This is a genomic window from Rhizobium sophorae, assembly GCF_013087515.1.
In the GTDB taxonomy this organism is placed as follows: Bacteria; Pseudomonadota; Alphaproteobacteria; order Rhizobiales; family Rhizobiaceae; genus Rhizobium; species Rhizobium sophorae.
Map to the genome: position 1 here is coordinate 254,157 of NZ_JABFCN010000030.1, position 23,923 is coordinate 278,079.

Here is a 23,923-nt window from a genome sequence, read left to right on the forward strand (position 1 = left end):
AGGGCAGGGCGGCAATCACGCCGCCGCTGCCGGTCTGCTCAGGACTCGGCCTTCGTCTGGTCGACGACCTCGGCGCTTGGCGTGTTCTTCTTGATGGATTCGATGGCACTCACGGCGGACGCCTTCGCCTTGTAGCCTTCGGACAGGAACATGGTTTCCCCGTTCGATGCCTTGAAGCGGAAGCGGAACTCGCCGGCCTTATCCTTATAGACTTCGAATTTATACATAGATGTCTCCCGAAATCCCAAAACGCTGAATTGCAACCATCAGCTTAGTCGAGGCTAGATCAAAATGGCGAGCTTTTCCACTGCCTTAATCAGGAATGGGTTGCTTAGCGTCCAATTGTCACCGTTTCCATTGGGCGCAAGCGAATGAATACGCCGGCGCCTATGCCCCGGGAGCAGGATGATTTCAGGCCGGGCCAGCCTGAAATCTGATTCCGGTTCTCAATTAAAGAGCATGATGCCATCCGAAAACCGCTCACACTTTTCGGCATCATGCTTTGGCATCACTCCATCTGAATGTTCGCGCCCTTGACGACCGGTCCCCATTTGGCGAGCTCGGCCTTCACATGGGCGGCGAGTTCCTCCGGCGTCGAGCCGACGATGGTGGCGCTGAATTCCTTCATCCGTTCCGCGACGGCAGGGTCGGCGAGCGCTTTCTTGGCCGAGGCGTTAAGGCGGATCACGACCTCGCTCGGCGTCTTGGCCGGGGCGAAAAGCGCGTTCCAGGTGTAGGTCTCGTAACCTGGAATGCCTGACTCGGCGACGGTCGGTACGTCGGGGAAGGAGGGCGCGCGCTCAGCCGTGGTCACCGCCAGCGCCCGCAGAGTGCCGGCCTTGATGTGGCTCGACGAGGAGGGCAGGTTGTCGAACATGATCGGCACCTGGTTGCCGATGACGTCGTTCAATGCCGGGCCGGCGCCCTTATAGGGGATGTGCTGCATGCTGACACCCGCCATGGACTTGAAGAGTTCACCGGAAAGATGCAGCGGCGTGCCGTTGCCCGACGAGGCGTAGCTGTATTTGTCGGGCTCGGCCTTCAGCAGCGCGACCAACTCCTGCACGGTCTTTGCCGGCAGTTCCGGATTGACCACCAGCACATTCGGTACGATGACGAGCAGCGAGATCGGTGCGAAATCCTTTTCGGCGTCATATGGCGTCGATTTCAGGATCAGCGGATTGAGGGCGTGGGTCGCGACCGTGCCCATCAGGATGGTGTAGCCGTCTGGTTCGGCGCGGGCGACGTTACCGGCGCCGAGATTGCCGCCGGCGCCGGCTACGTTCTGGACGATCACTTGCTGGCCGAGATCCTCCGACATCTTCTGCGCGACGATGCGGGCGACGACGTCGGTCGAGCCGCCGGCCGCGAACGGCACGACCATGGTGATCGCGCGATCGGGGAAATCCGCAGCAGTGGCAGACGCGCCGACGGCAAGGGCCGCAAGCACACCGAAACCGAGCGCAAGGCCCGTACGTCGCGTTATATCGGAAAGCGCCATTCCTATCTCCTCCCAAGGATTTCAGCAGCAATATCCCCACCCCGGGGAATGAAGAGGTTAGGGCAGGAAGCGCGAAAGACAACCGCAGAGAAGCGCGGCGGGTTCAGACTTTAGTCGCTGTTGGCGGAAGAAGTGCGCGCCGGCTATTTCGCCGCGGCGAGCACATCCTCGTTGGCGGCGTCGAATTGCAGCCGAGCCAGCCGCGCGTAGATGCCACCGTGACGGATCAGGCTCTGATGCGTGCCCTCTTCGACGACCCGGCCCTGATCCATGACGAGAATACGGTCGGCCTTCAGCACGGTTGCCAGGCGATGCGCGATGACGAGCGTCGTGCGGCCGTCCACCAGGCCGTCAAGCGCCTTCTGCACCAGCGTCTCGCTTTCGGCGTCAAGCGCGGAGGTCGCCTCGTCGAGCAGCAGCACGGGTGCGTTCTTCAGGATGGCGCGGGCAATGGCGATGCGCTGTCGCTGGCCGCCGGAGAGCGTGATGCCGCGTTCGCCGACCTCGGTCTCATAACCCTGGTCCAGCCGGGCGATGAATTCGTCGGCCTGTGCGGCAAGAGCTGCGGCACGGACCTCGTCACGCGAGGCGCCGGGACGGCCGAAGGCGATGTTGTCATGGATCGAGGCGGCAAAGATGGTGACGTCCTGCGGCACGATGGCGATGCGCCGGCGCAGCTCGTCGGGCGTCGTCAGCTGCGCATCGACACCATCGACCTTCACGCTGCCCTGCTGCGGATCGTAGAAGCGTAAGAGAAGCGAAAAGACGGTGCTCTTGCCGGCACCGGAAGGGCCGACGATGGCGACGGTCTCACCTGGCGTGATCGCGAAGCTTAAGCCATGCAGCGCCGATTTGCCGGGGCGCGAGGGATAGGCAAAATGCACGCCGGAAAATTCGACGCGGCCACGGCTGGGCGAAGGAAGCGGCTCGGGGTTGGCGGGAGCGGTAATCGGCGAGACCTCGTCGAGAAGCTCGGTCAGCCGGTCTGCGGCACCGGCAGCCTGCGAGAGTTCACCCCAGACCTCCGACAGCGCGCCCAGCGAACCGGCGGAGATGACGGCATAGAGCAGGAACTGGCCGAGCGTGCCGGCCGAAAGCGTGCCGGCAAGCACGCTGTGGGCGCCGACCCAGAGCACGGCAACGACGCTGCCGAAGATCAGCGTGATGGCAATCCCCGTCAGCAGGGCGCGCGAGCGGATGGCGGCGCGGGCGGCCTCATAGGCAGATTCGACGGCGGTGCCGTAACGCATCGCTGCAGCATCCTCGCCGTTGAAGGCCTGGACGGTGCGGGTCGCGGCGATCGTCTCGTTGGCGAAAGCGGAGGCATCGGCGAGCGTATCCTGGGCGGCACGCGAGCGCTTGCGCACCGAGCGGCCGAAGGCGACGAGCGGGAAGACGATCAGCGGAATCGCTCCGATGACGAGGCTCGAAAGCTTCGGCGAGGTAACGATCATCATGCCCATGGCGCCGATACAGAGGATGAAGTTTCTGAGCGCCACCGAGGCCGTGGCGCCGACGGCGGACTTGATCTGCGTCGTATCGGCGGTCAGCCGCGAAACGATCTCGCCGGATTGGTTGACGTCGAAGAAGGAGGGCGACAGCCTAGTCACATGGGAAAAGACATCGCGGCGAAGATCGGCGACGATGCGCTCGCCGATGGTGATGACGAAATAATAGCGCAGCGCGCTGGCGACCGCGAGCACGATCGCCATGACCATCAGCATGGCGAAGTAGCTGTTGATGAAGCGGCCATCGGACTGGGTGAAGCCGTGATCGATCATGCGGCGCACGGCGAGCGGCAGCGCCAGCGAGGTAATGGCGGCAAGCGCCAGCGACATCAGCGCACCGGCCACCAGGCAGCGATAACGCATGAGATAGGGCGTCAGCCTGCCGAGCGGTCGCAGCGATCGCTTCTTGTTTTCCTCAGCCCGTGCCTGCTCTGCCAAATCGTCTCCGATCGCCCGCAGGACCCGCGCAATGCGGCCTGTTGGCTCTTGTTATCCCGGCGTCCTTCATGTATAGGCACCGCATCCTAATGGGAAGCCGTAGCCATCCGACTGCGGCTTCATTTATTCAATCGGTTCGTTGGCCGCAACTGCATGCGGCAAATTGAACTCCGGTATCGCAGGAAGATTGTTATGAAGGCAGGCATCCATCCCGAATATCACATGATCAAGGTGGTCATGACCGATGGCACTGAGTACGAAACCCGCTCGACCTGGGGTTCGGAAGGCGCTGTCATGAACCTCGAAATCGATTCCAAGTCGCATCCGGCCTGGACTGGCGGCAACCAGCAGCTCATGGACCGCGGTGGCCGCGTTTCCAAGTTCAACAAGCGCTTCGGCGGCCTCGGCCTCTAATCGCATTTGCTCGACGGAATTCGAAAAGAGCCCGGTTTTGCCGGGCTTTTTTGCGTGCAAATGGCTCGCGAATACTGGCCTTCAGCGGCAAACAAAAAACCGGCCGCGTAAGACGCAGCCGGTTTGTATTCGAATTCTTGCAGATCTGGTCAGTTGTTGCCGAAGGCGGTCTGCAGCAGGGAAAGCTGGGCTTGGACGCTGTTCTGATTATCGTGAACGATCACGGCTTCGGACGGGCGGTAGATTTCGCGGTCGAGCAGGGCAATGCGGTTCTGCAAACGCAGCGAGCGTTCGACGAGGTCGCGGAAGGATTCCGGCAGGTCACCCCAGCCAGGCGCGGCGCGATCGACGTTGAAGCCATCGAGGCGAACCTTGTTCTTTTCGGCCAGCACCTGGTCACGGGACATTTCGCCATTGTTGACGGCGCGCTGCAACAGCAGCCAGGAGGCCATCTGCATCAGGCGGGTGGTGAGACGCATGGATTCCGCGGCGTAGAGAACCGAGGCCATCCGCGGCAGAACCTTGGAGGCGGCGCGGCCCTGACCGTCGAGATAGGCGGCCGTCTCTTCGACCAGCGACATGCCTTCCGCATAAAGTGCCTTGAACTGCGAGGATGCAGCGGCGCGGCCTGCAAAACTAATCGTGTTCAATCCAACTTCCGACATCGCAATAGTCCCTGTTCGCACGCAGCTACATATATTCAGGTAACGCCGGCACCGACGGAAAAGTTTCCAGGCCCGGTCTTTATGACTTTAAGATGGTATCATTAGCCCAAATGCGCAAGCCGTTTCTTAAGAAAGGGTTAATCTCCACAGTTTCGTGGAAGTGCGCCGGCCACAGGAAAAAGAAGAGCCGCAAACGCGGCTCTCAAGGTAAAACAGGGAGAAAAATCAGACCAATTCACCGCTTGGAAAACTGTCTGAGATCCAGAGGAAATCCGGATGAATACAGTAATACCTTATAAAGCTTAATATTTTATTAACATTGTGCCGAATTAAGACTTGAGGCGGGCTATTTTAGCCGCCTATAGCCTTGTTTTTCGGGGTTTTTATCGGATCACGAGCGGAAGAAGCTTTCCGCCGCCTGCCGCCCGGAGGCTTTGCGGGCGGCCTCGGCTTCGAGACGGGCGATCTCCATCTTCAGCAATTCCACCCGCGCCTTCAATTCGTCGACCGAAAGCATGGAGAGATCGGCGCCGATCTCGTGGGCGACTTTCTTCTGCGGCCGGTCATCATCGATGAAGCTCATGGTTCGTCCTCCGTTCGCTGCCTGGCTTTTTCACGCACTTCCGGAACGCAAAACCGCTTCACACTTTTTCCGGATTTTGCTCTAGCCGAACTTTACAGCAGGATCGCCGCTTTCGGGAGACTTTCCGGTTTCGGAAGGTTTGCCGGTGCCGCGATCGGCAAGCGACATGCTTTGCGGTGTCAGCATCGGCGAGGTGCCGGTCGGGATCGTTGTATAGGCGTCGCGGTCGCTGGCGGGGACCGCGGCGCGGATGCGGCTCCTGATGATGGCATAAACGGTGATCAGCACATGGGCGATGGCGGTGACGAGGAAAAGCGCATGCGGCGTGATCGCCGACATGACGGGACCGCTGAGCGTCGGGCCGATCACCGTGCCGATGCCGTAGAGCAGCAGCAAGCCGCCCGAGACCTTGACGAAATCCTCCGACGCCGCGAAGTCGTTCGCGTGGGCGACGGCGATCGGATAGAGCGTATTCGCCACGGCGCCGTAAAGGACGACGAGCCCGATCAGCAAAGCGGGCGACGTCGGGTGGAGCAGAAAGATCAGCAGGCCGGCAAGGGCGGCGATCCCCGACATGGCGGCGAGCACGTAACGCCGGTCGATGCGATCGGAAAGCCGGCCGGCCGGCAGCTGCATCACCGCCCCGGCGAAGATGGTGGCGCTCATCATGACGGCTATGCTGGTGTCGGAGAGGCCGGCGCCGGCGCCGAAGACGGCGCCGAGCGTGCCGTAGGCACCGTTGGCGATGCCGACCAGCAGGATGCCGAGGCAGGAGACCGGCGAGTTGCGATAGAGCGCCGGCAGATCGAGACGCACCGCCTTCAGCGGCTGCGGCGAAGCGGCGGTCGACAGCGTCGTCGGCAGCATGGCGATGCAATAGAAGATGCCGCAAACCATGAACAGCACCGGCGTGCGCACATCCTCGAGCGGGATCATCATCTGGCCGCCGACGACGCCGATGAGTGTGATGCCGATATAGAGCGAGAAGATCATGCCGCGGCTCTCGTTGCTGGCGCGCTCGTTCAGCCAGCTTTCGATGATCATCGACGTGCCGGCGGTGGAGAAGCCGGTGACGGCGCGCAGGACCACCCACCAGATCGGATCGATGATGATGCCGCTGACCAGCGCGATGATGGCGATGATCGAGATGAAGCCCGAAAAGGCACGCACATGACCGACGCGGCGCACGATGTTCGGCGCAATCAGGCAGCCGATGACGAAGCCCCCCGCCCACGAGGTGCCGAGCAGGCCGAGCGTCGTCGTTGCGTAGCCTTCGAGATTGCCGCGCACGGGAAGCAGGATGCCCTGCAGGCCGTTGCCCATGAAAAGGAAGAGCGTGCCAAAGAGCAGCGCGGCGACGGACAGCAGATTTCTCTTCATTTCCCCAGACTCGGTCTTAGCGATTTGCAATGACATAAGGCAGGACCTGCGTCAGCCCAGCCTCAAGATGATTGATTGTGCCCCGGAATGTCTTTACGGCGTGTCGAGATCCTCTTGTTCGCGCGGAAAAATGTCCGTCCTGTGACATTCCGAAAAACGGAAAAAATAAAGCATGACAAAGCTGATAGCGTTGCTGCTCATCCTTGCCATGGCGATACAGGTGATCAAACCGCTCGGGCTTCCCGGCCTCAGGCGGCGGATGGATTTCTGGAAGCTCGCGCTGATCGCTTTCGCCGTCTGGGCAGTGGCTCTACTTTCGCGCGATTTCCTGATGTAGCCCCGGATTGCGTGTAACCCAGGGGTACGGTCCGAGCTGCGACCGTCAGTCTTGCAAGCTAATTTCTCCGCGCATGACGGAAACGCAGCCTCCCGAGATGACGACATCAGTGACGATGCCGCCCGATTTCACGACATCAAGGGTGATGATGCTGCGGCGGCCCATTTCGACGCCCTGTTGAATGGTGATGCGGACGTTCATATCGGCCTCTGGCGCAAGCGAGACGAGATAGGCGCCGAGCGCCGCGGAAGCGCTGCCCGTTGCCGGATCTTCGGGCACGTTATCGAGGGGCGCGAACATGCGGGCGCGAATATTCCATGGATTTTCGGCTGTCCTCACATAAAGGAAGAGCGAGAAGTCGTGGCCGCTGGTCGTCTGGCGGCCGGCAGCTGCCTGGAACCCGGCAAGGTTCGGGCGCGCGCCGGCCAGCGCTTCGAGCCCGTTCAGCTCTGCGATGGCGAAGTTCAGGCCGACCGAGGCAAAGGCCGGGGCATGTGTGGTGTTGACGATGACGCCGGGGTCGAGCGAGACGCAGCCGGCGATGGTTTGCGCGGCTATGGTGTCGCCGACCGTCAGCGGCTGCGGCGCGCGGATGGCGGCAGCAGCAACCTTTCCGCCGCTGCGTTTAAGGCTGACTTCGACGATGCCGGCCTTTTCCTCGAAACGCAGCTTATCGCCGACCGGCTTGCCGAAGATTTCCGCCTGCTGGCCGAGCACGTAAGCGGTGCCGACGTTTGGATGGCCGGCAAAGGGTATTTCCATCGTCGGGGTAAAGATGCGCACGCGGGCGGAATTTTGCGGGTCTTCCGGCGGCAGGACGAAGGTGACCTCGGAATAATTGAACTCGGTAGCGATCTTTTGCATCGCCGCATCGCTCAGACCGCGCGCATCGGAGATCACGGCAAGCGGATTGCCCTCGAAGCGGGTGGAGGTGAAGACATCGACGGTAACGTAGGAGAGGGTGTTCATGGCGGCTCCTGTTGTGGCAGGGCGCTATGAGTAATCACGGTTTTCGAGGGAACGAAGTGGTTTCTTGTCGCCGTGACAATGAGAGGGAAGGAAACGCAGAGAGGGCAGGAAGCTGCGTTCGCCGCTCCCTGCTATCAGTTCAAAGCTCTAAAAACTCAGGCGGCCTTTTCCAGGTCTTTCTTCCAGTTGCCCTTGGCGGCGAGGCTGTTCATCTCGGCGCGGTGGGCGAACTCGCGTTGGCCGGCAGCGACGTTTTCCTGCTTGCCGTTCCAGGCCCTGAGCGCGCTGTCCTGCAGGGCGCGGCCATAGGAGAAGGTGACGAACCAGGGCAGGTCGCCGCTGGCATTGATCGCCGAAAGATGGGCTGTCGCTTCTTCGGTCGTCTGACCGCCGGAGAGGAAGGCGATGCCGGGAACGGCGGGCGGGACGGTCGCCTTCAGCACCTTGACGGTGCGCTCGGCAACTTCCGCGACCGAGGCCTTGCGCGCGTTCTTGCCGTCGATCACCATGTTCGGCTTGAGGATCATGCCTTCGAGGTTGACGCGGGCCTCGGCCAGTTCCTCGAAAACGATGCGCAGCGTGAATTCGGTCACTTCGGCGCAGCGGTCGATATTGTGGTCGCCCGGTTTGCCGTCCATCAGGCATTCCGGCTCGACGATCGGAACGATCCCGGCCTCCTGGCAAAGCGCGGCATAACGAGCAAGCGCCTGCGCGTTGGCGCGGACGGAACCGCGGGTCGGCAAGGTCGACGAGATGGCGATGACGCCGCGCCACTTGGCGAAGCGGGCGCCGGCTTCATAATATCTGGCAAGTCGCTCGCCGAGGCCATCAAGGCCTTCGGTGATGGTTTCAGCGGGATATTTGGCCATCGGCTTGGCGCCCGTATCGACCTTGATGCCGGGGATGGCGCCGGCTGCGCGGATGATATCGACGAAGGGCGTGCCGTCCGCGGCCTTCTGGAACAGGGTCTCTTCGAAGAGGATGACGCCGGAGATATATTTCTTCATCGCCTCGTCGGAGCGGAAGAGCATCTCCCGGTAGTCCCGCCGGCTGGCTTCGGTCGATTCGAGATTGATCGCGTCGAAACGCTTCTTGATGGTGGAGGTCGATTCATCGGCGGCGAGCAGCCCCCGGCCGCCCGTAACCATCTGCAATGCAATGTCTTCCAGTCGTTCGCTCATTTCGTTCTCTCCACAACAATAAACATCGGTACTTCAGGAATATAGAACGCGGATAACAGAAGTTTATAGCGAGGAAAATGGAAGGCTAAGTCATTGAAACGATTGAATTCAATTCAATCGTTTGAAAATTTGGGATTTTTTTCATCATCTGAGCAAAAGACCGCGGAAGCTGCTTTTCTTCCACGGTCTATGCACATGTAAAATCAGCGAAATCAGTCTTGGTAATTATCTACAGCGCCGCGCGTCTTTCAGACACGCGAAGGACGCTGTAGCACTTTGAATGGCTGCATAATTACGTCCTTAAATCGGTACCGATTTAAGGAATTATGCAGCAGCAGCGTTGAGGACGGCGACGCCGGGAAGCTCCTTGCCTTCCATCCATTCGAGGAAGGCGCCGCCAGCGGTCGAGACATAGGTGAAATCGTCGGCAACGCCGGCATGGTTGAGCGCCGAGACGGTGTCGCCGCCGCCGGCAACGGAGGTGAGCTTGCCGGCCACCGTGCGCCCAGCGGCGAATTTCGCAGCAGCGACCGTCGCGGCATCGAAGGGTGCGATCTCGAAGGCGCCGAGCGGGCCGTTCCAGACCAGGGTTGCGGCGCGCTCGATCCAGGCGTTGATGGCCTCGACGGATTTCGGGCCGACATCGAGCACCATGGCATCGGCAGGAATGGCGTTGATATCGACCGTCTCATTGGCGGCACCCGCCTTGAACTCGCGGGCAATCACGCCATCCTCTGGCAGGATAATGGCGCAGCCGGCGGTCGCGGCCTCGATCATGATCTGCTTGGCGGTCTCGGCGAGATCATGTTCGCAGAGCGACTTGCCGACATGGGTGCCGCGGGCGGCGATGAAGGTATTGGCCATGCCGCCGCCGATGACGAGCGCATCGACCTTTTTCACGAGGTTCATCAACAGGTCGATCTTGGTGGAGACCTTGGCGCCGCCGACGATCGCGACGACAGGGCGAGCGGGATCACCGAGGCCCTTTTCCAACGCTTCCAGCTCGGCCTGCATGGTGCGGCCGGCATAGGCCGGCAGGTGGTGGGCAAGCCCCTCGGTCGAGGCATGGGCGCGGTGGGCGGCCGAAAAGGCGTCGTTGACATAGATGTCGCCGTTGGCGGCAAGCGCCTTGGTGAAGTCGGGGTCGTTGTTTTCCTCGCCCTTGTGGAAGCGGGTGTTTTCCAGAAGCAGGATATCGCCGTCATTCATCGCGGCAACGGCGGAGGCGGCGGCCTCGCCGATGCAGTCGGCGGCCGTCAGCACAGCATGATCAAGCACTTCCTCGACGGAAGGGGCGATCAGCGACAGCGACAGCTCCGGCGAAGGGCCATCCTTCGGCCGGCCAAAATGGGCCAGCAGGATCACCTTGGCACCCTTTTCGGACAATTCGAGGATCGTCGGCGCCACACGCTCGATGCGCGTCGTATCGGTGACCTTGCCGTCTTTCACCGGGACGTTGAGGTCGACGCGGACGAGAACGCGCTTGCCGCGGATGTCGGAAAGATCGTCGAGGGTCTTGAAAGAAGGCATGGGGAGGATCCTGTCGTGGTTGGCGAAAGTTGCGCCGAACATAGCAAGGATCATTCGAGACGCAAGGCGTTCAGCGGCCGTTTTCGCGTGTGCCTTCGTGGTGTCCGGCCGGCGGTTTCAGCGTGCTTTCGGAGGCTGCGGTTTCCCGGTTCCGGCGTCCGTTCAGTCGGTCGCGGATGCGCTGGATGATGTCCTTGAGATTGAGGAAGATCGGCAGCGTGATTGCCGGTTCGACCGCTTCGAGCGACATGCCCACGGAGGTGATGTGGTCGTGCTCATCGAGATCGCGGACGATGAGGATGATCGAGCCGAGGCGGACGCGGTCGGCATAATCGGCCTTGCCGCCGAGGCGCTGCCGCATCAATTCGGCGATCGTCAGGCCCTTTTCGGATTCGTTCAGCAGGCCGGGGCCATAGGCGGCGTCGAGATCGGCGGCAGGACGGGCGGGAGAGAGCGCGAAGGCCCCGAAGAATTCGGCATCGTCGTCATCGACCGGCGCACGGCTGGCGAAAAGCCGGTCGAGCAGGCGGGAATAACTCGGCACGATGAAGAGATAGACGAGATCGTGCTCGCGCAGCCGCCCGGCATATTGGTAGCGCATCGATTTGCCGTCTCGGATGACGAGCGAGGGTGTCGCCCAGCGCGGAATGCGCTCGCCGCGCAGCACCGGGCTGTCCTTGATGACGCGGTAGGAGAGCAGTTCGTGGTGGGCTGCGCCCGGCAAGTCGACTTCGACCTTGTCGACGGCGCCGATGCGCGGCGGAATGATCAGCCCGAGCTTCTTGGCGACGGGTTTGATCGTCCAGCCTTGGACGAGCAGCGAGACCAGCACGATGATGAAAGCGGTGTTGAAATAGATCTGGCCGTTCTCAAGCCCCCCGAGGATCGGCATGATGGCAAGCAGGATGGAGACGGCGCCGCGCAGGCCGACCCAGGCAACGAAGCCGATTTCCTGCTGCGTGTAATCGAAGGGAAGCAGCGAAAGCCAGACCGCTAAGGGTCGGGCGATGAAGATCAGGAAGAGGGCGAGCAGGATGGCCGGGACGATGATCGCAGGGAATTGCGACGGCGTGGCGAGCAGGCCGAGCACCAGGAACATGATGATCTGCGCCAGCCACGTCATGCCGTCCTGGAAACGCTTGATGGTGCCGATCGCCTGCATCTTGCGGTTTCCGGCATAGATGCCGGCGACATAGACGGCGAGGAAGCCGCTGCCGCCGACAGCGCCCGTGAAGGAGAAGACGAGAAGGGCGAGCGCCAGCACGAAGATCGGCGTCAGGCCGCGATCGGTATCAAGCTTGCTGACGATCAACACGATCATCATTCCGCCGAGCAGGCCGAGGATGACGCCGAGGCCCATCTGCTGCACGAACATGGCGAGCATGCCGATATTGATGCCCGCGTAACGCTCGCCGCTCGCCAGCACCTCGACGAGGGCGATGGTGAGGAAGATCGCCATCGGGTCGTTGGTGCCGGATTCGACTTCCAGCGTCGAGCGCACCTTGTCGCGGATGTTGATGCCGCCGATGCGCAGCAGGAAGAAGACGGCGGCGGCATCCGTCGATGCGACGATCGAGCCCAGCAGCAGGCCTTCCAGCCAGGTGAAATTCAAAAGCCACATCGCGGCGAAGGCAAAGAGCGAGGCGGTGATCAGTACGCCGACCGAGGCGAGCGCCAGAGAGGGCACGGCCGCAAGCCGAAAGGCCTGCATCGGCGTGCCGAAGCCGGAATCGAACAGGATGACGGCCAGCGCGATGGAACCGAGAATATAGGCGAGATAATTGTTGCTGAACTCGATGCCAAGGCCGTCGACACCGGCGGCAAGGCCGATCATCAGGAAGAGCAGCAGCAGGGGGGCGCCGAAGCGGAAGGCGAGCAGGCTCGAAAAAGCGGCAAGAAGCACGAGCGCCGTCGAAACCAGCACCACGATATAGAACGCTTCCATGACCACCCCTTTCCATCGACTGCTTTGCGAACACAGCCGCCCCGGCCGATCCGCCTTTATTCAACCCCTCCGTCACGCGGCAATCCATCAGTAAACGGCAAAACGCCAGAGAAGGGTAGGCCTTGCGGCTTAACCTCGTCGCGATGCTGCTTCATGCTGCTGAACGGCTGCCGGACGGCCAACCGACACGGAATGCTACGGGAGAAATTCTCTATAAAGAATGTATAGGAAAATCAGGCGAGAGCAGGGCAAAAGAGACAGGCACGGATTTTTCCTGCCAGTATCTGCGAATGGCAACAGAATAAGAGACGCTCCTCCTTCCACGCGGCCCGTTTGCCTTGTCCAATAACGGGAAGACTGGATTGGACGCGCGGATGCGGAGAGTGAGGAAAATGAACGCTGAGATATTTCGATATAGGGTAGGAAAATGCCGGCCGCCAGCGAGAGCAGCCGGCTGTAGTCTTGTGTCCGAAGCGGCCGGCCGGCCCTTGCTCTGCTATCCCAACACTGCCTGAAGTATGACGATGGCGAGAAACGAGAGGCCAATGAACGCGGCAACCCAGATGACCAGACGATTAGCCTTTGCCAGCACGGCCGGTCTGACGTCCCGCTTGGGGTGAAACCGTTGCCGCCGTTTGAGGGTGGTGTGGGACAAGCGTTTTTGTGCCTCTGCCATTATCACCTCCACTTGGCTCACTTTAGCCATTGTGCAGCGCTGTGCATTTCCTCAATCTAGCACGCTTGGCCAGCCGATTGCCAACTCGCTCAGTCTTCCGTGTCCTCGCCCTCGTCGGTCAGATCCGCGACCGGGACCAGGAAAACGACGAACTCGTCCTCGATCGTCCGTTCGGGATCGTCGTCGAATTCATAGGCGTGCTCGACTTCGCTTGCTTCCTCGGCCGTTGCCTTGCGCAGGCTCAGGACAGCTTTGCGGTCCCAAAGAGGCTTGCCTTCGGATTCCAGGACGGTCAGATCGTCGCGAAAGTCTTCCGCCTCGAAGAAATGCGTTGCTTCCTCGTGATTTTCCGAGCGAAAACTGGCAACGGCGCGGCCGGCGATTTCAACGGTAAAATAATCCATCCATCTCTCTTTATCTCCCCCAGACGACGATGCGGCTGCAGGGGTTATCGATGACGCCATAGCCGGCTTCGGAACCGAGGCGGTACTGGCGTCTGTGCATGTCGAATACCCAAGGCCGCCTATCCTACCAGATCCGGTGCTGGAAATGGGAAATGATGCGGCTCGAGCGTGTATAACAAAACGGCCCGGTTTCCCGGGCCGCTTGCGATAGTCGATAATCAGGCTCTTAGATCAGCTTGGCAAACGCGACGGCGGTGTCGGACATGCGGCTGGAGAAGCCCCACTCGTTGTCGTACCAGGACAGGACGCGCACGAAGTTGCCTTCCATGACTTTGGTCTGATCGGTTGCGAAGATCGAGGAGTGGCTGTCGTGGTTGAAGTCACGGGAGACGAGCGGCTCGTCGGTGTAGCCGAGGATGCCCTTCAGCTTGCCGTTGGCAGCAGCCTTGATGGCTTCGTTGATTTCGCCGACGCTGGTTGCCTTCTTGGCGACGAACTTGAAGTCGACGACGGAAACGTTTGGGGTCGGAACGCGGATCGAGGTGCCGTCGAGCTTGCCCTTGAGGTGCGGCATGACGAGGCCAACGGCCTTTGCAGCGCCCGTCGAGGTCGGGATCATCGAGAGGGCAGCAGCACGGGCGCGATACAGGTCCTTGTGCATCGTGTCGAGCGTCGGCTGGTCGCCGGTATAGGAGTGGATGGTCGTCATGAAGCCGTGGTCGATGCCGACGGCGTCGTCGAGAACCTTCACGACCGGCACCAGGCAGTTGGTGGTGCAGGATGCGTTGGAGATGACCATGTGCTCCTTGGTGAGCTGGTCATGGTTGACGCCGAAGACGACCGTCAGGTCGGCACCATCGGCAGGCGCCGAAACGATGACGCGCTTGGCGCCGGCCGTCAGGTGAGCGGCAGCCTTGTCGCGGGCGGTGAAGATGCCGGTGCATTCCATCGCGATGTCGACGCCGAGTTCGCGGTGCGGCAGCGTTGCCGGATCCTTGATCGCCGTGACCTTGATCGGCTTGCCGTTGCCGACGATGATCGAGTCACCCTCGACCTTCACCGTTGCCGGAAAGCGGCCGTGGATCGAGTCGTAGCGCAGCAGGTGGGCGTTGGTTTCAACCGGGCCGAGATCGTTGATGGCGACGACTTCGATATCGGTGCGGCCGGATTCGACGATGGCGCGAAGGACGTTGCGGCCGATGCGGCCGAAACCGTTGATGGCAACCTTGACTGTCATGTTCATTCACTCCCGATAGAGTAGGGCCCGATAGTGAGGGCCTGGAATTGAGGAGATGGAGAGCGCCTCAAGGCGCCCTCATTAAAGCTTTGCTTCCGCGGCCGCAACGACGGCGTCGGCGGTGATGCCGAAATGCTTGTAGACTTCCTTGACCGGGCCGGAAGCGCCAAAGCTCTTCATGCCGATGAAGGTGCCTTCCGGTCCGATGAACGCATCCCAGCCTTCGCGAACGGCGGCTTCGACGGCGATCTTGACCGGCGAGTTGCCGAGGATTTCCCTGCGATAGGCTTCCGGCTGCTCGAAGAACAGTTCCGTGCAGGGAACCGATACGACGCGGACGGTAACGCCCTTGGCTTCGAGTGCCGTACGGGCAGCAACGGCAATTTCGACTTCGGAGCCGGAGGCGAAGATCGTTACCTGGGCGTCGGCATTGCCGGCCAGCGTGTAAGCACCCTGTTCGCAGAGGTTCTTTTCGCTGTATTCGGTGCGGGCCGCCGTGAGGTTCTGACGCGTCAGAGCAAGGCCCGAAGGACGGTTGTGCGTCTTGATGGCGATCTGCCAGCATTCCGCCGTTTCCGTGGCGTCGGCCGGACGGAAGACCATCAGGTTCGGGATGGCTCGCAGACCGGCGAGCTGTTCGACCGGCTGGTGCGTCGGGCCGTCTTCGCCGACGCCGATCGAGTCATGCGTCAGGACATGAATGACGCGGATGCCCATCAGCGAAGCAAGGCGGATCGGCGGGCGGCAATAATCCGAGAAGATCAGGAAGCCGCCGCTATAGGGGATGAGGCCGCCATGCAGCGCAATGCCGTTCATGGCAGACGCCATGCCATGCTCGCGGATGCCCCAATGCACGTAGCGACCGGCGAAATCCGTCGGCGTGATCGAGTGCATCTGGCTGGTCTTGGTGTTGTTCGACGGCGTCAGGTCGGCGGAGCCGCCCAGCGTTTCCGGCAGGAAGCCGTTGATGACCTCGAGCGCGTCTTCCGAAGCCTTGCGGGTCGCAACCGTCGGCTTGGTCTCGGCGAGCTTCTTCTTATATGTGCTGATCGCGGCGTCGAAGCCTTCCGGCAGCTCGCCTGCCATGCGGCGGGTGAATTCGGCCTTGGCGGCGGCTTTGGCGAGGGTTTCCTCCCATGCCTTGACGATATTGTCAGAGCGGGTGCCGGCCGCGCGCCATGCGTCCAGGACGTCGGAGGGGATGACGAAGGGCTCGTAATCCCAGTTCAGCGCCTTGCGGGTGGCGGCGATTTCCTCGGCGCCGAGCGGGTTGCCGTGGACCTTGTGGGTGCCCTGCTTGTTCGGGGCGCCGAAGCCGATGACGGTCTTGCAGGCGATGAAGGTCGGGCGGTCGGACTTATGGGCAGCTTCGATCGCGTCGGCGATAGCGGCCTGATCGTGACCGTCGATCTCGATGGTGTTCCAGTGAACGGCCTTGAATCGGGCGATCTGGTCAGTCGAGTCCGACAGCGAGACGGCGCCGTCGATGGTGATCGAATTGTTATCCCAGAATAGGACGAGCTTGTTGAGCTTCAGGTGGCCAGCGAGCGCAATGGCTTCGTGGCTGATGCCCTCCATCAGGCAGCCGTCGCCGCAGATCGCGTAGGTATAGTGATCCTGGAGATCGGAGCCGAACTCCTCGCGCAGCTTGCGTTCGGCAATCGCCATGCCGACGGAATTGGCGATGCCTTGGCCGAGCGGGCCGGTCGTCGTTTCGATGCCTGTGGCATGACCGTATTCCGGATGGCCGGCGGTCTTCGAGCCGACCTGACGGAACTGCTTCAGATCCTCGACCGTCATGTCGGGGTAGCCGGTCAGATACAGCAGCGAATAGAGCAGCATCGAGCCATGGCCGGCCGACAGCACGAAGCGATCGCGGTTCGGCCAGTGCGGCTTCTTCGGATCGAAGCGCAGATATTTGGTGAACAGGACCGTTGCCACGTCGGCCATGCCCATCGGCATGCCCGGGTGGCCGGAGTTCGCCTTTTCGACGGCGTCCATGGCGAGAAAACGGATCGCATTCGCCATCCGGTCGTGTTGTTCGGGAGAGGTCATGGCTTTTCCGCAAGTTCCGGGTGTCGGGGGATGGCCTCGAGCCTCCAAGACCATCGAGTGAAAGCGGCAGAGACATAGCAGTTGGGACGGGCAAGTCAATAAATGGCAGGCCAAATCCGGGCAAGCAGCGGCGATTTTTGACATTTGATCGCGCGATTGTACAAATGACGAATCTGATGTGACGAGCCTATGTAAAACGCTCATCCACAGGATAGGCCGGTGGGCAAGTGACAGGATTTATTGACGGGCCGTCGGCGAGCTGCATATCCTTTTGAAATCGCAAGATCGGCGTGGCGTGTCGATTCGCGGATCCTGCGCGGGAATCGGAAAGACATGATGCCCACAGGCAAAACCATGGAAGCAGCGCTCAACGAATTGAGACAGGCGATTTCGAGCCTCGAAAACGCCGTCGACATGCGTGTCGAGCGGCAGCGCGAGCAGGGCGAGATCGAGGGCGAGGTACGGCGTGTGCACGCCGACCGTTCGCGGCTGGCGCAGGAGCTCGACCAGGCCGAATTCCGCGCCAACCGGCTGGAAGAGGTCAATCGCGAGGTATCTCGGCGGCTGGTGACGGCGATGGAAACGATCCGCGCAGTTCTGGATCGCTGATGAGAGAGAGTTTCGCATGGCGCAGGTGACGGTAACGATCGACGGCAAGGCCTATCGCATGGCCTGCGAGGAAGGGCAGGAGGATCACCTGACCGATCTCGCCAACCGCTTCGACGGCTATGTCGGCCATCTCAAGGATCAGTTCGGCGAAATCGGCGATCTCAGGATCACTGTTATGGCCGGCATCATGGTTGTGGATGAAATTTCCGAACTCACGCGCCGCGTCGCTGGATTGGAATCCGAACTCGAGTCGCTGCGCGGCAACCGCGATACGGTGCTTGCAGCGACCGCCCGCACCGAGGAAAATCTTGCGGCGGCGTTGAGTGAAGTATCGAGCCGCATTCGCGGCATCACCGACAAGCTGAACGGCCGGTCTGCCCCCGAACTCAATTGATCTCAAATAAATAGGGGCGGCCTTTCGTCACCACTGGCGCGTCAGCGCAAACGACCTTATATATCGCCATGCGGTCTGCGCCTCTCGACAGGAACCACAATCCCTGGGGCCATACTCGATCCAAAGGGAGCTGTCCCTGGCCAGGCCCGTGGGCCTGGACACACGGCGCCCACCTACGTTTGTAGGCACCCAGGATCGTAAACATCCATCGGTGGTCGTGGATCGCACCTTTTCTTTTATCATCGCGATGACGACGAACGCGGCTCGCGCGTTCGTCCGTTTCAGCACGTCCGCTATTTCTTCAGGCCTGGAAGGGTGACCTGGAAGACCTGTAACATGGTGTCGATGTTGGCACCGCCGTCTGCCTTGTAGGCTGCACCCACCTGGAAACCATCCTGCGTCAAGAAGTCGTTGTCATTGACGACGAACAGGAAATAGTCGTCCGGCAGGTTCGGGTCGAGAACGCTCGCAAGAGCCATGGCCTCCCATTTTTCTGACAGATTGTTCTTGTCGTTCGGCGCACCGTTGTGCAGGCCGAAGCGGCTGAGATCGGCCTTGTCGTTGAGGTCGATGAAGGGTGTCAGCGTCGCCGGCGTCAGCGAGGGATCGACGACACCCTTCGGCGCGATCGGCTTGCCGTCATCGAATTCGCTGCCGGCGATGTCGGTCGCGGCGGAAACGTCGACGATGCCGACCTTGCGGTAGAGCGAGGTATCGCCTTTCAGGCCCTGGCCGTTGCCGCTGTCACGAGCGAGCATCAGGAAGGTCTTGTCGGAAAGAGCGACGATTTCGCTCTCAGCGGCGATCGTCGTCTTGTCCTTGGCGTCCTTGAAGACCGGCAGCGGCACGACATATTCGTGCACCAGTTTCAGGTCATCGGGATCGGCGGCGTCATAGACCATGGCGCGGGTATTTTGGCGGGTCGAGCTGGAATCGCCACCGTCCTGGCGGGCAGCCGATTGCAGCACGGCGATGATGAACTTGCCGTCCGGTGTCATCGCCATGCCTTCGAGACCCTGGTTGTTCTGGCGGCCGGTCTCCGGATCCTTCGGGTCCGGAGCGGAGGCGCCGGGGCCGGGATTGTTGGAGGCAAAGCTCAACGCGCCCTTGCGCATCGGCAAAAGCGCCTTCGGCGGCTGGGCGGCGGACAGCAGATGGCCATCGGCCGAGAAGCGGTAGATATAAGGCCCGTATTCGTCGCTGACGAACATGGTGCCGTCGGCCATGCGGATGATGGCTTCATTGTCGAGCGCGATCTTGCCGTTCGTCGCCTTCGGCAGTGGCGGAAAATCGCCGGCAGCGGGTCGGACGCCGGATTCCGGGTCGAGACCGGTCATCTCGCCGCCTTTGTCGTCGACGAAGGGCGTGGAATCGACGAGCTTTGCGTCGACGCCCGACTGTTCCTTGCCGGTCTCGGGTGCCGCACCCGGAGCGGTCGGCGTCAAACCGATCGAGATGGTGTTCAGGCGTGGCCGGTAATCAACGGTGCCGACGGCGTTATAACCGCGATCGGGCAACAGGTAGAGTGTGCCCTTGTAGGTAGCGCCGTCGCGGCTCCAAGCGGCGGGATCGATCGCCATGCCCGAGCCGGAACCAAAGGTCTCGCCGAATTTGTCACGCTGGTTGGCGGGGATGCGGCCGATGCCCACAAGGCCCTTGTTGACGAAGGTGAGGCCGCCGACGGTGGCGGAATTCTCGGCCATTGCGACGGCCGGAACGGCGGCGGATGCCGCAAGAACCGCGGCGAACAGCCGCGCTGTGTAAGGTCTGACATTCTTCATGGAAATACCCTCTCGGTCAAAAGCGCTCTCGAAACGGCTTCCGCCCGCAGGCTGGACGCCGCTTCAAATGACACCCCCGGCCTGGATTCGATTTCCGGATGGCACAACACGCCCTGGATTTCGTCGCCCCATATCCCCGGCAGACGGTCTATGACGGGATCGTGATATCTGGATGACACTTTTCAGTGACAAGGCCACGCCAACAGGTGTGAGGCTTTTGCATATCCGCATTCCAGCTCACTGCTCTATCCGACCGGATAAGGCCCTTCGGCGAAGTCCTCATCGTGGTAGCCCTTGGAGCCGACATCCAGCGCCAAGGGGCTTCGCCACTCCCTGTTGTCGCGCAGGCAATCGAGCACGAAACGGAAATCATATCGCGGCTGCCAGCCGAGTTCCCGTCTTGCGCGTTCGTTGACATAGACACGGTCGAGCGAAGGAAACATTTTCCAGCCCCGTGATGCGTAGAGAGAGGCTGCACCCGGGAGCAGTCGTTCGACGACGTGAGGCGCGTCGCGCCTGATCTCGGCAAGATCATTTGCCGAAAACGGCGTCGTGGCGGAGATGATGTAGCGGCCAAAGCCGATTGCCGGCGCCTTTTCGAGCGCTTGTAGATGAGCACCGACAACGTCGCTGATATCGACGCGGCGGTGAAGAAGCTCGTTGGCCTGGGCGTTCTTTGCCGAATAGCCGTTGCGAATGTCAGGATCGTCGTCGCTTTCGGGAAAGAAACGCGACGTCCTGAGGATGACCACCGGCAGGCCGGATTTGCGGGCGAAGAGTTCGCACAGACCTTCGGCGGCGAGTTTCGTCACGCCGTAGATGTTTTTCGCAACGGGAAGCACGTCCTCGGTCACCCATGCCGCGGGTTCACCGGCAGCCGGCGTCAATGCCGCGCCGAAGGTGCTGGTGAAGACGAAGCTTGCAACGCCTGCGGCGACCGCTTCTTCGACCAGGTTAAGGGTGCCGGCGATATTCGTGTCGAGGAAATCGTAATTGTCGTGGGTTGCCACATGCGGTTTGTGCAGCGTTGCGGCATGGATGACGTGGCTGATGCCAGACATCGCCTGCCGGACGAAGGTGCGATCATTAATCGAGCCGACCATGTCGGTATAAGCCGAGGACTTGATATCGATGCCGCGCACCCAGCGGCTTTCGGCACTTAACGTTCGCATCAACGCCTCGCCGAGATGGCCGGCACTTCCCGTTACCAATATCGTCATCACATCGTCTCCTGACCGTTCGGCGGGGGACGCTATAAAGACTGAGGTTACCGGACAACGCATAAATTATGCATGGGCGTGCAGGAAAGCTTGAGGCTCAGCCGATGGTCGTAACAAGGCGGCCGGCGCTGCCGTCGGAAAGCATGATCCGTTCCCAGGTCACACGGCCGGCGGCGATCGGCAGCAGCGCATTGCCGTTGGCGCCGGTATCGAGAGTCAGCGACGAGAGCCTGCCCTCATGCCAGCCGCGCTCCTTCAGCGACTGTTCGGCGGCGGCGATTTCGGCGGAGGCGTAGGAGAGCAGAGAACGGCCGAGAAAGGCGCCGAGCGGAGCCCGCCACTCCGCCTGCCGCGGGCGAGAGGCGGAGTGCAGCCGGTGGGTGCGGTCGCAGATCAGATGCACCGGCCGGACGGAATCCTCGACCAGCCGCTTCAGCGCCGCATCGACTGCTGCATGTCGCGGTGAGGCGAAAATCCGTTCCAGCTTGGCGGCCTGTTCGGGCGATAGGGCGAGCTGATCGCGCTCCCAGCGTGAGACCGTCGCCTGGTTGACGCCGAGGAGTTCGGCGAGGTGTTCCTGCTTCATGCTGCGCAGCAGCCGCATGCGGCGTATGCCGGCCCCCGATATCGTCATTTGCCTGATCCCGTGCCGTTTTGGCCAGCATAAGGCTTCGGGCGGCTGGCCGGCAAGCTGTTGGATTGCCGGATCACTATTCGGGTTGGCCCTCGAGGTCGCCTTTCAGCCGGTCGAGAATCGACAGGGAATGGCCGGCATAGGCGCTGATCCAGCGGTCATAGATGTGCTTGATCGGCAGGCTGTTCAGGTGGTTCCAGCGCTCGCGGCCTTCCTTCCTGGCGATGACCAGGTCTGCCTCCTCCAGCACTTTCAGATGCTGCATCACCGTGCAGCGGTCCATCTCCGGAAACATCTCGCAAAGGGTCCCTGTGGTTCGGGCGCCATCCTTGAGCAGATCGAGGATTTCGCGGCGGCGACGATGCGCCAGCGCCTTGAAAACGGGGTCGTCGGTTGATTCGCTTGACATGTTATGTTTTTATAACATAATGGCGCCAAGGACAATGGAACAGACACACTGGAGAAGAGGAGAAGTGTCGTGTCTCTCGGAATCCGCGTTTCCGGCCGTATCGGCCGCCCCGTCGCAGAAGTGTTCGATGCCGTCGTCAACCCGAAGAAGCTCAGCAGTTATTTCACGACGATTGGCGGAGCGAGCGCACCGCTCGTGAAGGGCACGATGGTGACTTGGTGGAAGGATGCGCCGGTCGAGGTCGTCGACCTCGTGTCGGAAAGCCGCATCGTGCTGCGCTGGGATGGCGGCACCGGCGAGGACAAGGCGACCTATAAGACGATGGTGGAGATGAACTTCAAGCCGCTTGAAGACGGTGGCACGCTGGTGACCATCGCCGAGACCGGCTGGCGCGAGGACGATGCCGGCCGGCGCGGCACCTATCTCAACTGCGAAGGCTGGACGCAGATGCTTTGCTGCATGAAGGCCTTCGTCGAATACGGCATCAATCTGCGCGAAGGCATGTTCCTCAGTGAAATGAAGGGTGAGCCGGCCAGTGCGCCGGACGTTTGAGGAGAAAGGTCATGACGGAACTTTCTTTATGGCGGCGTCGATATTGCGATGAAGGTGCCGCCGCACCAGTATCAGGCGACGGTCGCCTTCTATCGCAATGTCATCGGCCTCAACCAGATCGGCGAAGGTGATGCGGCGCTGTTCGCTCTCGGGCCGATCCGGCTCTGGATCGACGAGGTGCCGGCGATGAGCCAGGCCGAACTCTGGCTGGAGTTGATGACACCGGATCTCGAAAGGGCTGCCGCGCATCTCGAAAGGGCCGGTGTCATTCGCTGCGATCCGATCGAGGCGTTGCCGGAGGATCTGCGCGGCGCCTGGATCGTCAATCCGGCCGGTATCGTGCATCTGGTGCGCGAGGCGCAATAGTCGCATTCGTCAATATGACCGAGACTTCGCTTGCCTGTCACACCGCGGGTGCTAATTTCCGGATTCGATACTTCATTTCGGTTTCCAGGAGATTCATGATGCAGCTTGGTATGGTTGGTTTGGGCCGCATGGGTAATTATATGGTCCAGCGCTTGATGCGGGGCGGTCACGAATGCGTTGTCTACGACGCCAGGCCGGAAAGCGTTGCCGAGCTCGCAGGCCTCGGTGCGACCGGCAGTGCCTCGCTCGAGGAGTTCGTCTCGAAGCTCGCCCATCCGCGCGCAATCTGGCTGATGCTGCCGGCGGCGATCGTCGACAAGGTGCTGGCGAGCCTGGTACCGCTGCTTGAGAACGGCGATATCGTCATCGACGGCGGAAACTCCTATTATCATGACGACATCCGCCGCGGCGCCGACCTCATCACCAAGGGCATCCACTATGTCGATGTCGGCACAAGCGGCGGCGTCTTCGGCCTCGAGCGCGGTTATTGCCTGATGATCGGCGGCGAGAAAGGCATCGTCGAACATCTTTCCCCGATCTTCGCGACGCTGGCGCCCGGCGTCGGCAAGACCGAGGCCTCGCCGAACCGGAGCGCCGAAGCGGCTGCGGTCAGCACCGCGGAGCAGGGTTACCTGCATTGCGGCCCGCATGGCGCCGGTCATTTCGTCAAGATGGTGCATAACGGCATTGAATACGGCCTGATGGCCGCCTATGCCGAAGGTATCAATATTCTGAAACACGCCAATATCGGCGCCGCCTCGCACGAGGCCGATGCGGAGACCGCGCCGCTCGCCCATCCAGAACATTTCCAGTATGATTTCAACCTGCAGGATGTCGCCGAAGTCTGGCGCCGCGGCAGCGTCATCACTTCCTGGCTGCTCGATCTCACGGCCGATGCGTTGCATGCCGATCCCGCACTTTCGAAATATGCCGGCCGCGTCTCGGACAGCGGCGAAGGCCGCTGGACGATCATGGCGGCAATCGACGAGAGCGTGCCGACGCCGGTGCTGAGTGCTGCGCTCTACGGTCGCTTCTCCTCGCGCGACAATGACGAATTTGCCAACAAGGTGCTGTCGGCGATGCGCGCGGGCTTCGGCGGCCACGTGGAAAAGCCGGCCGCGAAATCCTGAAGGGG

At 61.4% G+C, this 23,923-nt stretch carries 25 protein-coding genes and 1 other RNA gene; 8 read left to right on the plus strand and 18 right to left on the minus strand.

The genetic code is table 11. The features are described from left to right. Positions 1-38: 38 nt before the first annotated feature. The 3 genes from G9X64_RS18510 to G9X64_RS18520 form a co-directional block, all read right to left on the minus strand. Positions 39-227 carry a YegP family protein gene (locus tag G9X64_RS18510; protein WP_064651210.1) on the minus strand — a complete coding sequence of 63 codons (189 nt, stop codon included), beginning with the start codon at positions 225-227 and terminating at the stop codon, positions 39-41. A gap of 281 nt (positions 228-508) precedes the next feature. After that, the gene (locus G9X64_RS18515) at positions 509-1,501 is read right to left on the minus strand and encodes a Bug family tripartite tricarboxylate transporter substrate binding protein (RefSeq protein ID WP_171377144.1); all 993 of its coding nucleotides are present in this window, start codon (positions 1,499-1,501) and stop codon (positions 509-511) included. A gap of 143 nt (positions 1,502-1,644) precedes the next feature. Then, on the minus strand, positions 1,645-3,447 hold the full coding sequence (locus G9X64_RS18520) for an ABC transporter transmembrane domain-containing protein (protein ID WP_168315354.1): 1,803 nt from the start codon (positions 3,445-3,447) through the stop codon (positions 1,645-1,647). 192 nt (positions 3,448-3,639) lie between these two features. Here G9X64_RS18520 and rpmE point away from each other — a divergent pair, with 192 nt between their 5' ends. Further along, positions 3,640-3,861 (plus strand): 50S ribosomal protein L31, encoded by a 222-nt coding sequence (gene rpmE / locus G9X64_RS18525; protein ID WP_003542805.1) that lies wholly within the window; start codon positions 3,640-3,642, stop codon positions 3,859-3,861. Positions 3,862-4,010: 149 nt separating this feature from the next. Here the strand turns inward: rpmE and rcdA are convergent, their stop codons facing one another. The 3 genes from rcdA to G9X64_RS18540 all read right to left on the minus strand — a co-directional run bounded on the left by rcdA (position 4,011) and on the right by G9X64_RS18540 (position 6,489). Beyond that, positions 4,011-4,526 carry a protease adaptor protein RcdA gene (gene rcdA / locus G9X64_RS18530; protein WP_003542804.1) on the minus strand — a complete coding sequence of 172 codons (516 nt, stop codon included), beginning with the start codon at positions 4,524-4,526 and terminating at the stop codon, positions 4,011-4,013. Positions 4,527-4,917: 391 nt separating this feature from the next. Further along, entirely contained in the window at positions 4,918-5,109 is a 192-nt protein-coding gene (locus G9X64_RS18535; protein WP_168308503.1) for a DUF1192 domain-containing protein, read from the minus strand. A gap of 81 nt (positions 5,110-5,190) precedes the next feature. Next, entirely contained in the window at positions 5,191-6,489 is a 1,299-nt protein-coding gene (locus G9X64_RS18540; RefSeq protein ID WP_168308502.1) for an MFS transporter, read from the minus strand. A gap of 172 nt (positions 6,490-6,661) precedes the next feature. Here G9X64_RS18540 and G9X64_RS18545 point away from each other — a divergent pair, with 172 nt between their 5' ends. Beyond that, positions 6,662-6,826: a hypothetical protein gene (locus G9X64_RS18545; protein ID WP_003542801.1), complete on the plus strand. Its 165-nt coding sequence runs from the start codon at positions 6,662-6,664 to the stop codon at positions 6,824-6,826. A gap of 45 nt (positions 6,827-6,871) precedes the next feature. Here the strand turns inward: G9X64_RS18545 and G9X64_RS18550 are convergent, their stop codons facing one another. The 8 genes from G9X64_RS18550 to tkt all read right to left on the minus strand — a co-directional run bounded on the left by G9X64_RS18550 (position 6,872) and on the right by tkt (position 16,823). After that, a complete protein-coding gene (locus G9X64_RS18550) occupies positions 6,872-7,795 on the minus strand; it encodes a PhzF family protein (protein WP_171377145.1) in 924 nt (307 codons plus the stop codon). Positions 7,796-7,950: 155 nt separating this feature from the next. Further along, positions 7,951-8,976 carry a class I fructose-bisphosphate aldolase gene (locus G9X64_RS18555; protein WP_168308500.1) on the minus strand — a complete coding sequence of 342 codons (1,026 nt, stop codon included), beginning with the start codon at positions 8,974-8,976 and terminating at the stop codon, positions 7,951-7,953. Positions 8,977-9,300: 324 nt separating this feature from the next. Beyond that, on the minus strand, positions 9,301-10,506 hold the full coding sequence (locus tag G9X64_RS18560) for a phosphoglycerate kinase (protein WP_171377146.1): 1,206 nt from the start codon (positions 10,504-10,506) through the stop codon (positions 9,301-9,303). A 70-nt stretch (positions 10,507-10,576) separates the two neighbouring features. Continuing rightward, on the minus strand, positions 10,577-12,451 hold the full coding sequence (locus G9X64_RS18565; protein ID WP_168308498.1) for a potassium/proton antiporter: 1,875 nt from the start codon (positions 12,449-12,451) through the stop codon (positions 10,577-10,579). A 496-nt stretch (positions 12,452-12,947) separates the two neighbouring features. Next, a complete protein-coding gene (locus tag G9X64_RS18570) occupies positions 12,948-13,127 on the minus strand; it encodes a hypothetical protein (protein WP_171377147.1) in 180 nt (59 codons plus the stop codon). Between the two features lie 89 nt (positions 13,128-13,216). Next, positions 13,217-13,531, minus strand: a complete 315-nt coding sequence (locus G9X64_RS18575) for a hypothetical protein (protein ID WP_168308496.1) — start codon at positions 13,529-13,531, stop codon at positions 13,217-13,219. A gap of 226 nt (positions 13,532-13,757) precedes the next feature. Next, positions 13,758-14,768: a type I glyceraldehyde-3-phosphate dehydrogenase gene (gene gap, locus G9X64_RS18580; protein WP_168308495.1), complete on the minus strand. Its 1,011-nt coding sequence runs from the start codon at positions 14,766-14,768 to the stop codon at positions 13,758-13,760. Between the two features lie 81 nt (positions 14,769-14,849). Next, on the minus strand, positions 14,850-16,823 hold the full coding sequence (gene tkt, locus G9X64_RS18585) for a transketolase (protein WP_171377148.1): 1,974 nt from the start codon (positions 16,821-16,823) through the stop codon (positions 14,850-14,852). A gap of 333 nt (positions 16,824-17,156) precedes the next feature. Between tkt and G9X64_RS18590 the strand changes: the two genes are divergently transcribed. From G9X64_RS18590 to ssrS, 3 genes are all read left to right on the plus strand, one after another. Then, a complete protein-coding gene (locus G9X64_RS18590) occupies positions 17,157-17,432 on the plus strand; it encodes a DUF4164 domain-containing protein (protein ID WP_012758879.1) in 276 nt (91 codons plus the stop codon). Positions 17,433-17,448: 16 nt separating this feature from the next. Next, positions 17,449-17,826 (plus strand): cell division protein ZapA, encoded by a 378-nt coding sequence (locus G9X64_RS18595; RefSeq protein ID WP_027668249.1) that lies wholly within the window; start codon positions 17,449-17,451, stop codon positions 17,824-17,826. Between the two features lie 69 nt (positions 17,827-17,895). Beyond that, positions 17,896-18,054: non-coding RNA, 6S RNA (gene ssrS, locus G9X64_RS18600), on the plus strand. A 65-nt stretch (positions 18,055-18,119) separates the two neighbouring features. Here ssrS and G9X64_RS18605 read toward each other — a convergent pair. From G9X64_RS18605 to G9X64_RS18620, 4 genes are all read right to left on the minus strand, one after another. Then, entirely contained in the window at positions 18,120-19,607 is a 1,488-nt protein-coding gene (locus tag G9X64_RS18605; protein WP_171377149.1) for an esterase-like activity of phytase family protein, read from the minus strand. Between the two features lie 245 nt (positions 19,608-19,852). Next, positions 19,853-20,827, minus strand: a complete 975-nt coding sequence (locus G9X64_RS18610) for an NAD-dependent epimerase/dehydratase family protein (protein ID WP_171377150.1) — start codon at positions 20,825-20,827, stop codon at positions 19,853-19,855. 97 nt (positions 20,828-20,924) lie between these two features. Next, the gene (locus G9X64_RS18615; RefSeq protein WP_171377151.1) at positions 20,925-21,461 is read right to left on the minus strand and encodes a helix-turn-helix domain-containing protein; all 537 of its coding nucleotides are present in this window, start codon (positions 21,459-21,461) and stop codon (positions 20,925-20,927) included. 76 nt (positions 21,462-21,537) lie between these two features. Next, positions 21,538-21,870 carry an ArsR/SmtB family transcription factor gene (locus tag G9X64_RS18620; RefSeq protein WP_171377152.1) on the minus strand — a complete coding sequence of 111 codons (333 nt, stop codon included), beginning with the start codon at positions 21,868-21,870 and terminating at the stop codon, positions 21,538-21,540. A 69-nt stretch (positions 21,871-21,939) separates the two neighbouring features. On the opposite strand from G9X64_RS18620, the gene G9X64_RS18625 reads away from it, so the two are divergent. The 3 genes from G9X64_RS18625 (at position 21,940) to gnd (ending at position 23,918) form a co-directional block, all read left to right on the plus strand. Beyond that, positions 21,940-22,422, plus strand: a complete 483-nt coding sequence (locus G9X64_RS18625) for an SRPBCC domain-containing protein (RefSeq protein ID WP_171377153.1) — start codon at positions 21,940-21,942, stop codon at positions 22,420-22,422. 48 nt (positions 22,423-22,470) lie between these two features. Next, on the plus strand, positions 22,471-22,788 hold the full coding sequence (locus G9X64_RS18630) for a VOC family protein (protein ID WP_171377154.1): 318 nt from the start codon (positions 22,471-22,473) through the stop codon (positions 22,786-22,788). A 98-nt stretch (positions 22,789-22,886) separates the two neighbouring features. Next, the gene (gnd, locus tag G9X64_RS18635) at positions 22,887-23,918 is read left to right on the plus strand and encodes a phosphogluconate dehydrogenase (NAD(+)-dependent, decarboxylating) (protein WP_168308487.1); all 1,032 of its coding nucleotides are present in this window, start codon (positions 22,887-22,889) and stop codon (positions 23,916-23,918) included. Positions 23,919-23,923: the final 5 nt, after the last annotated feature.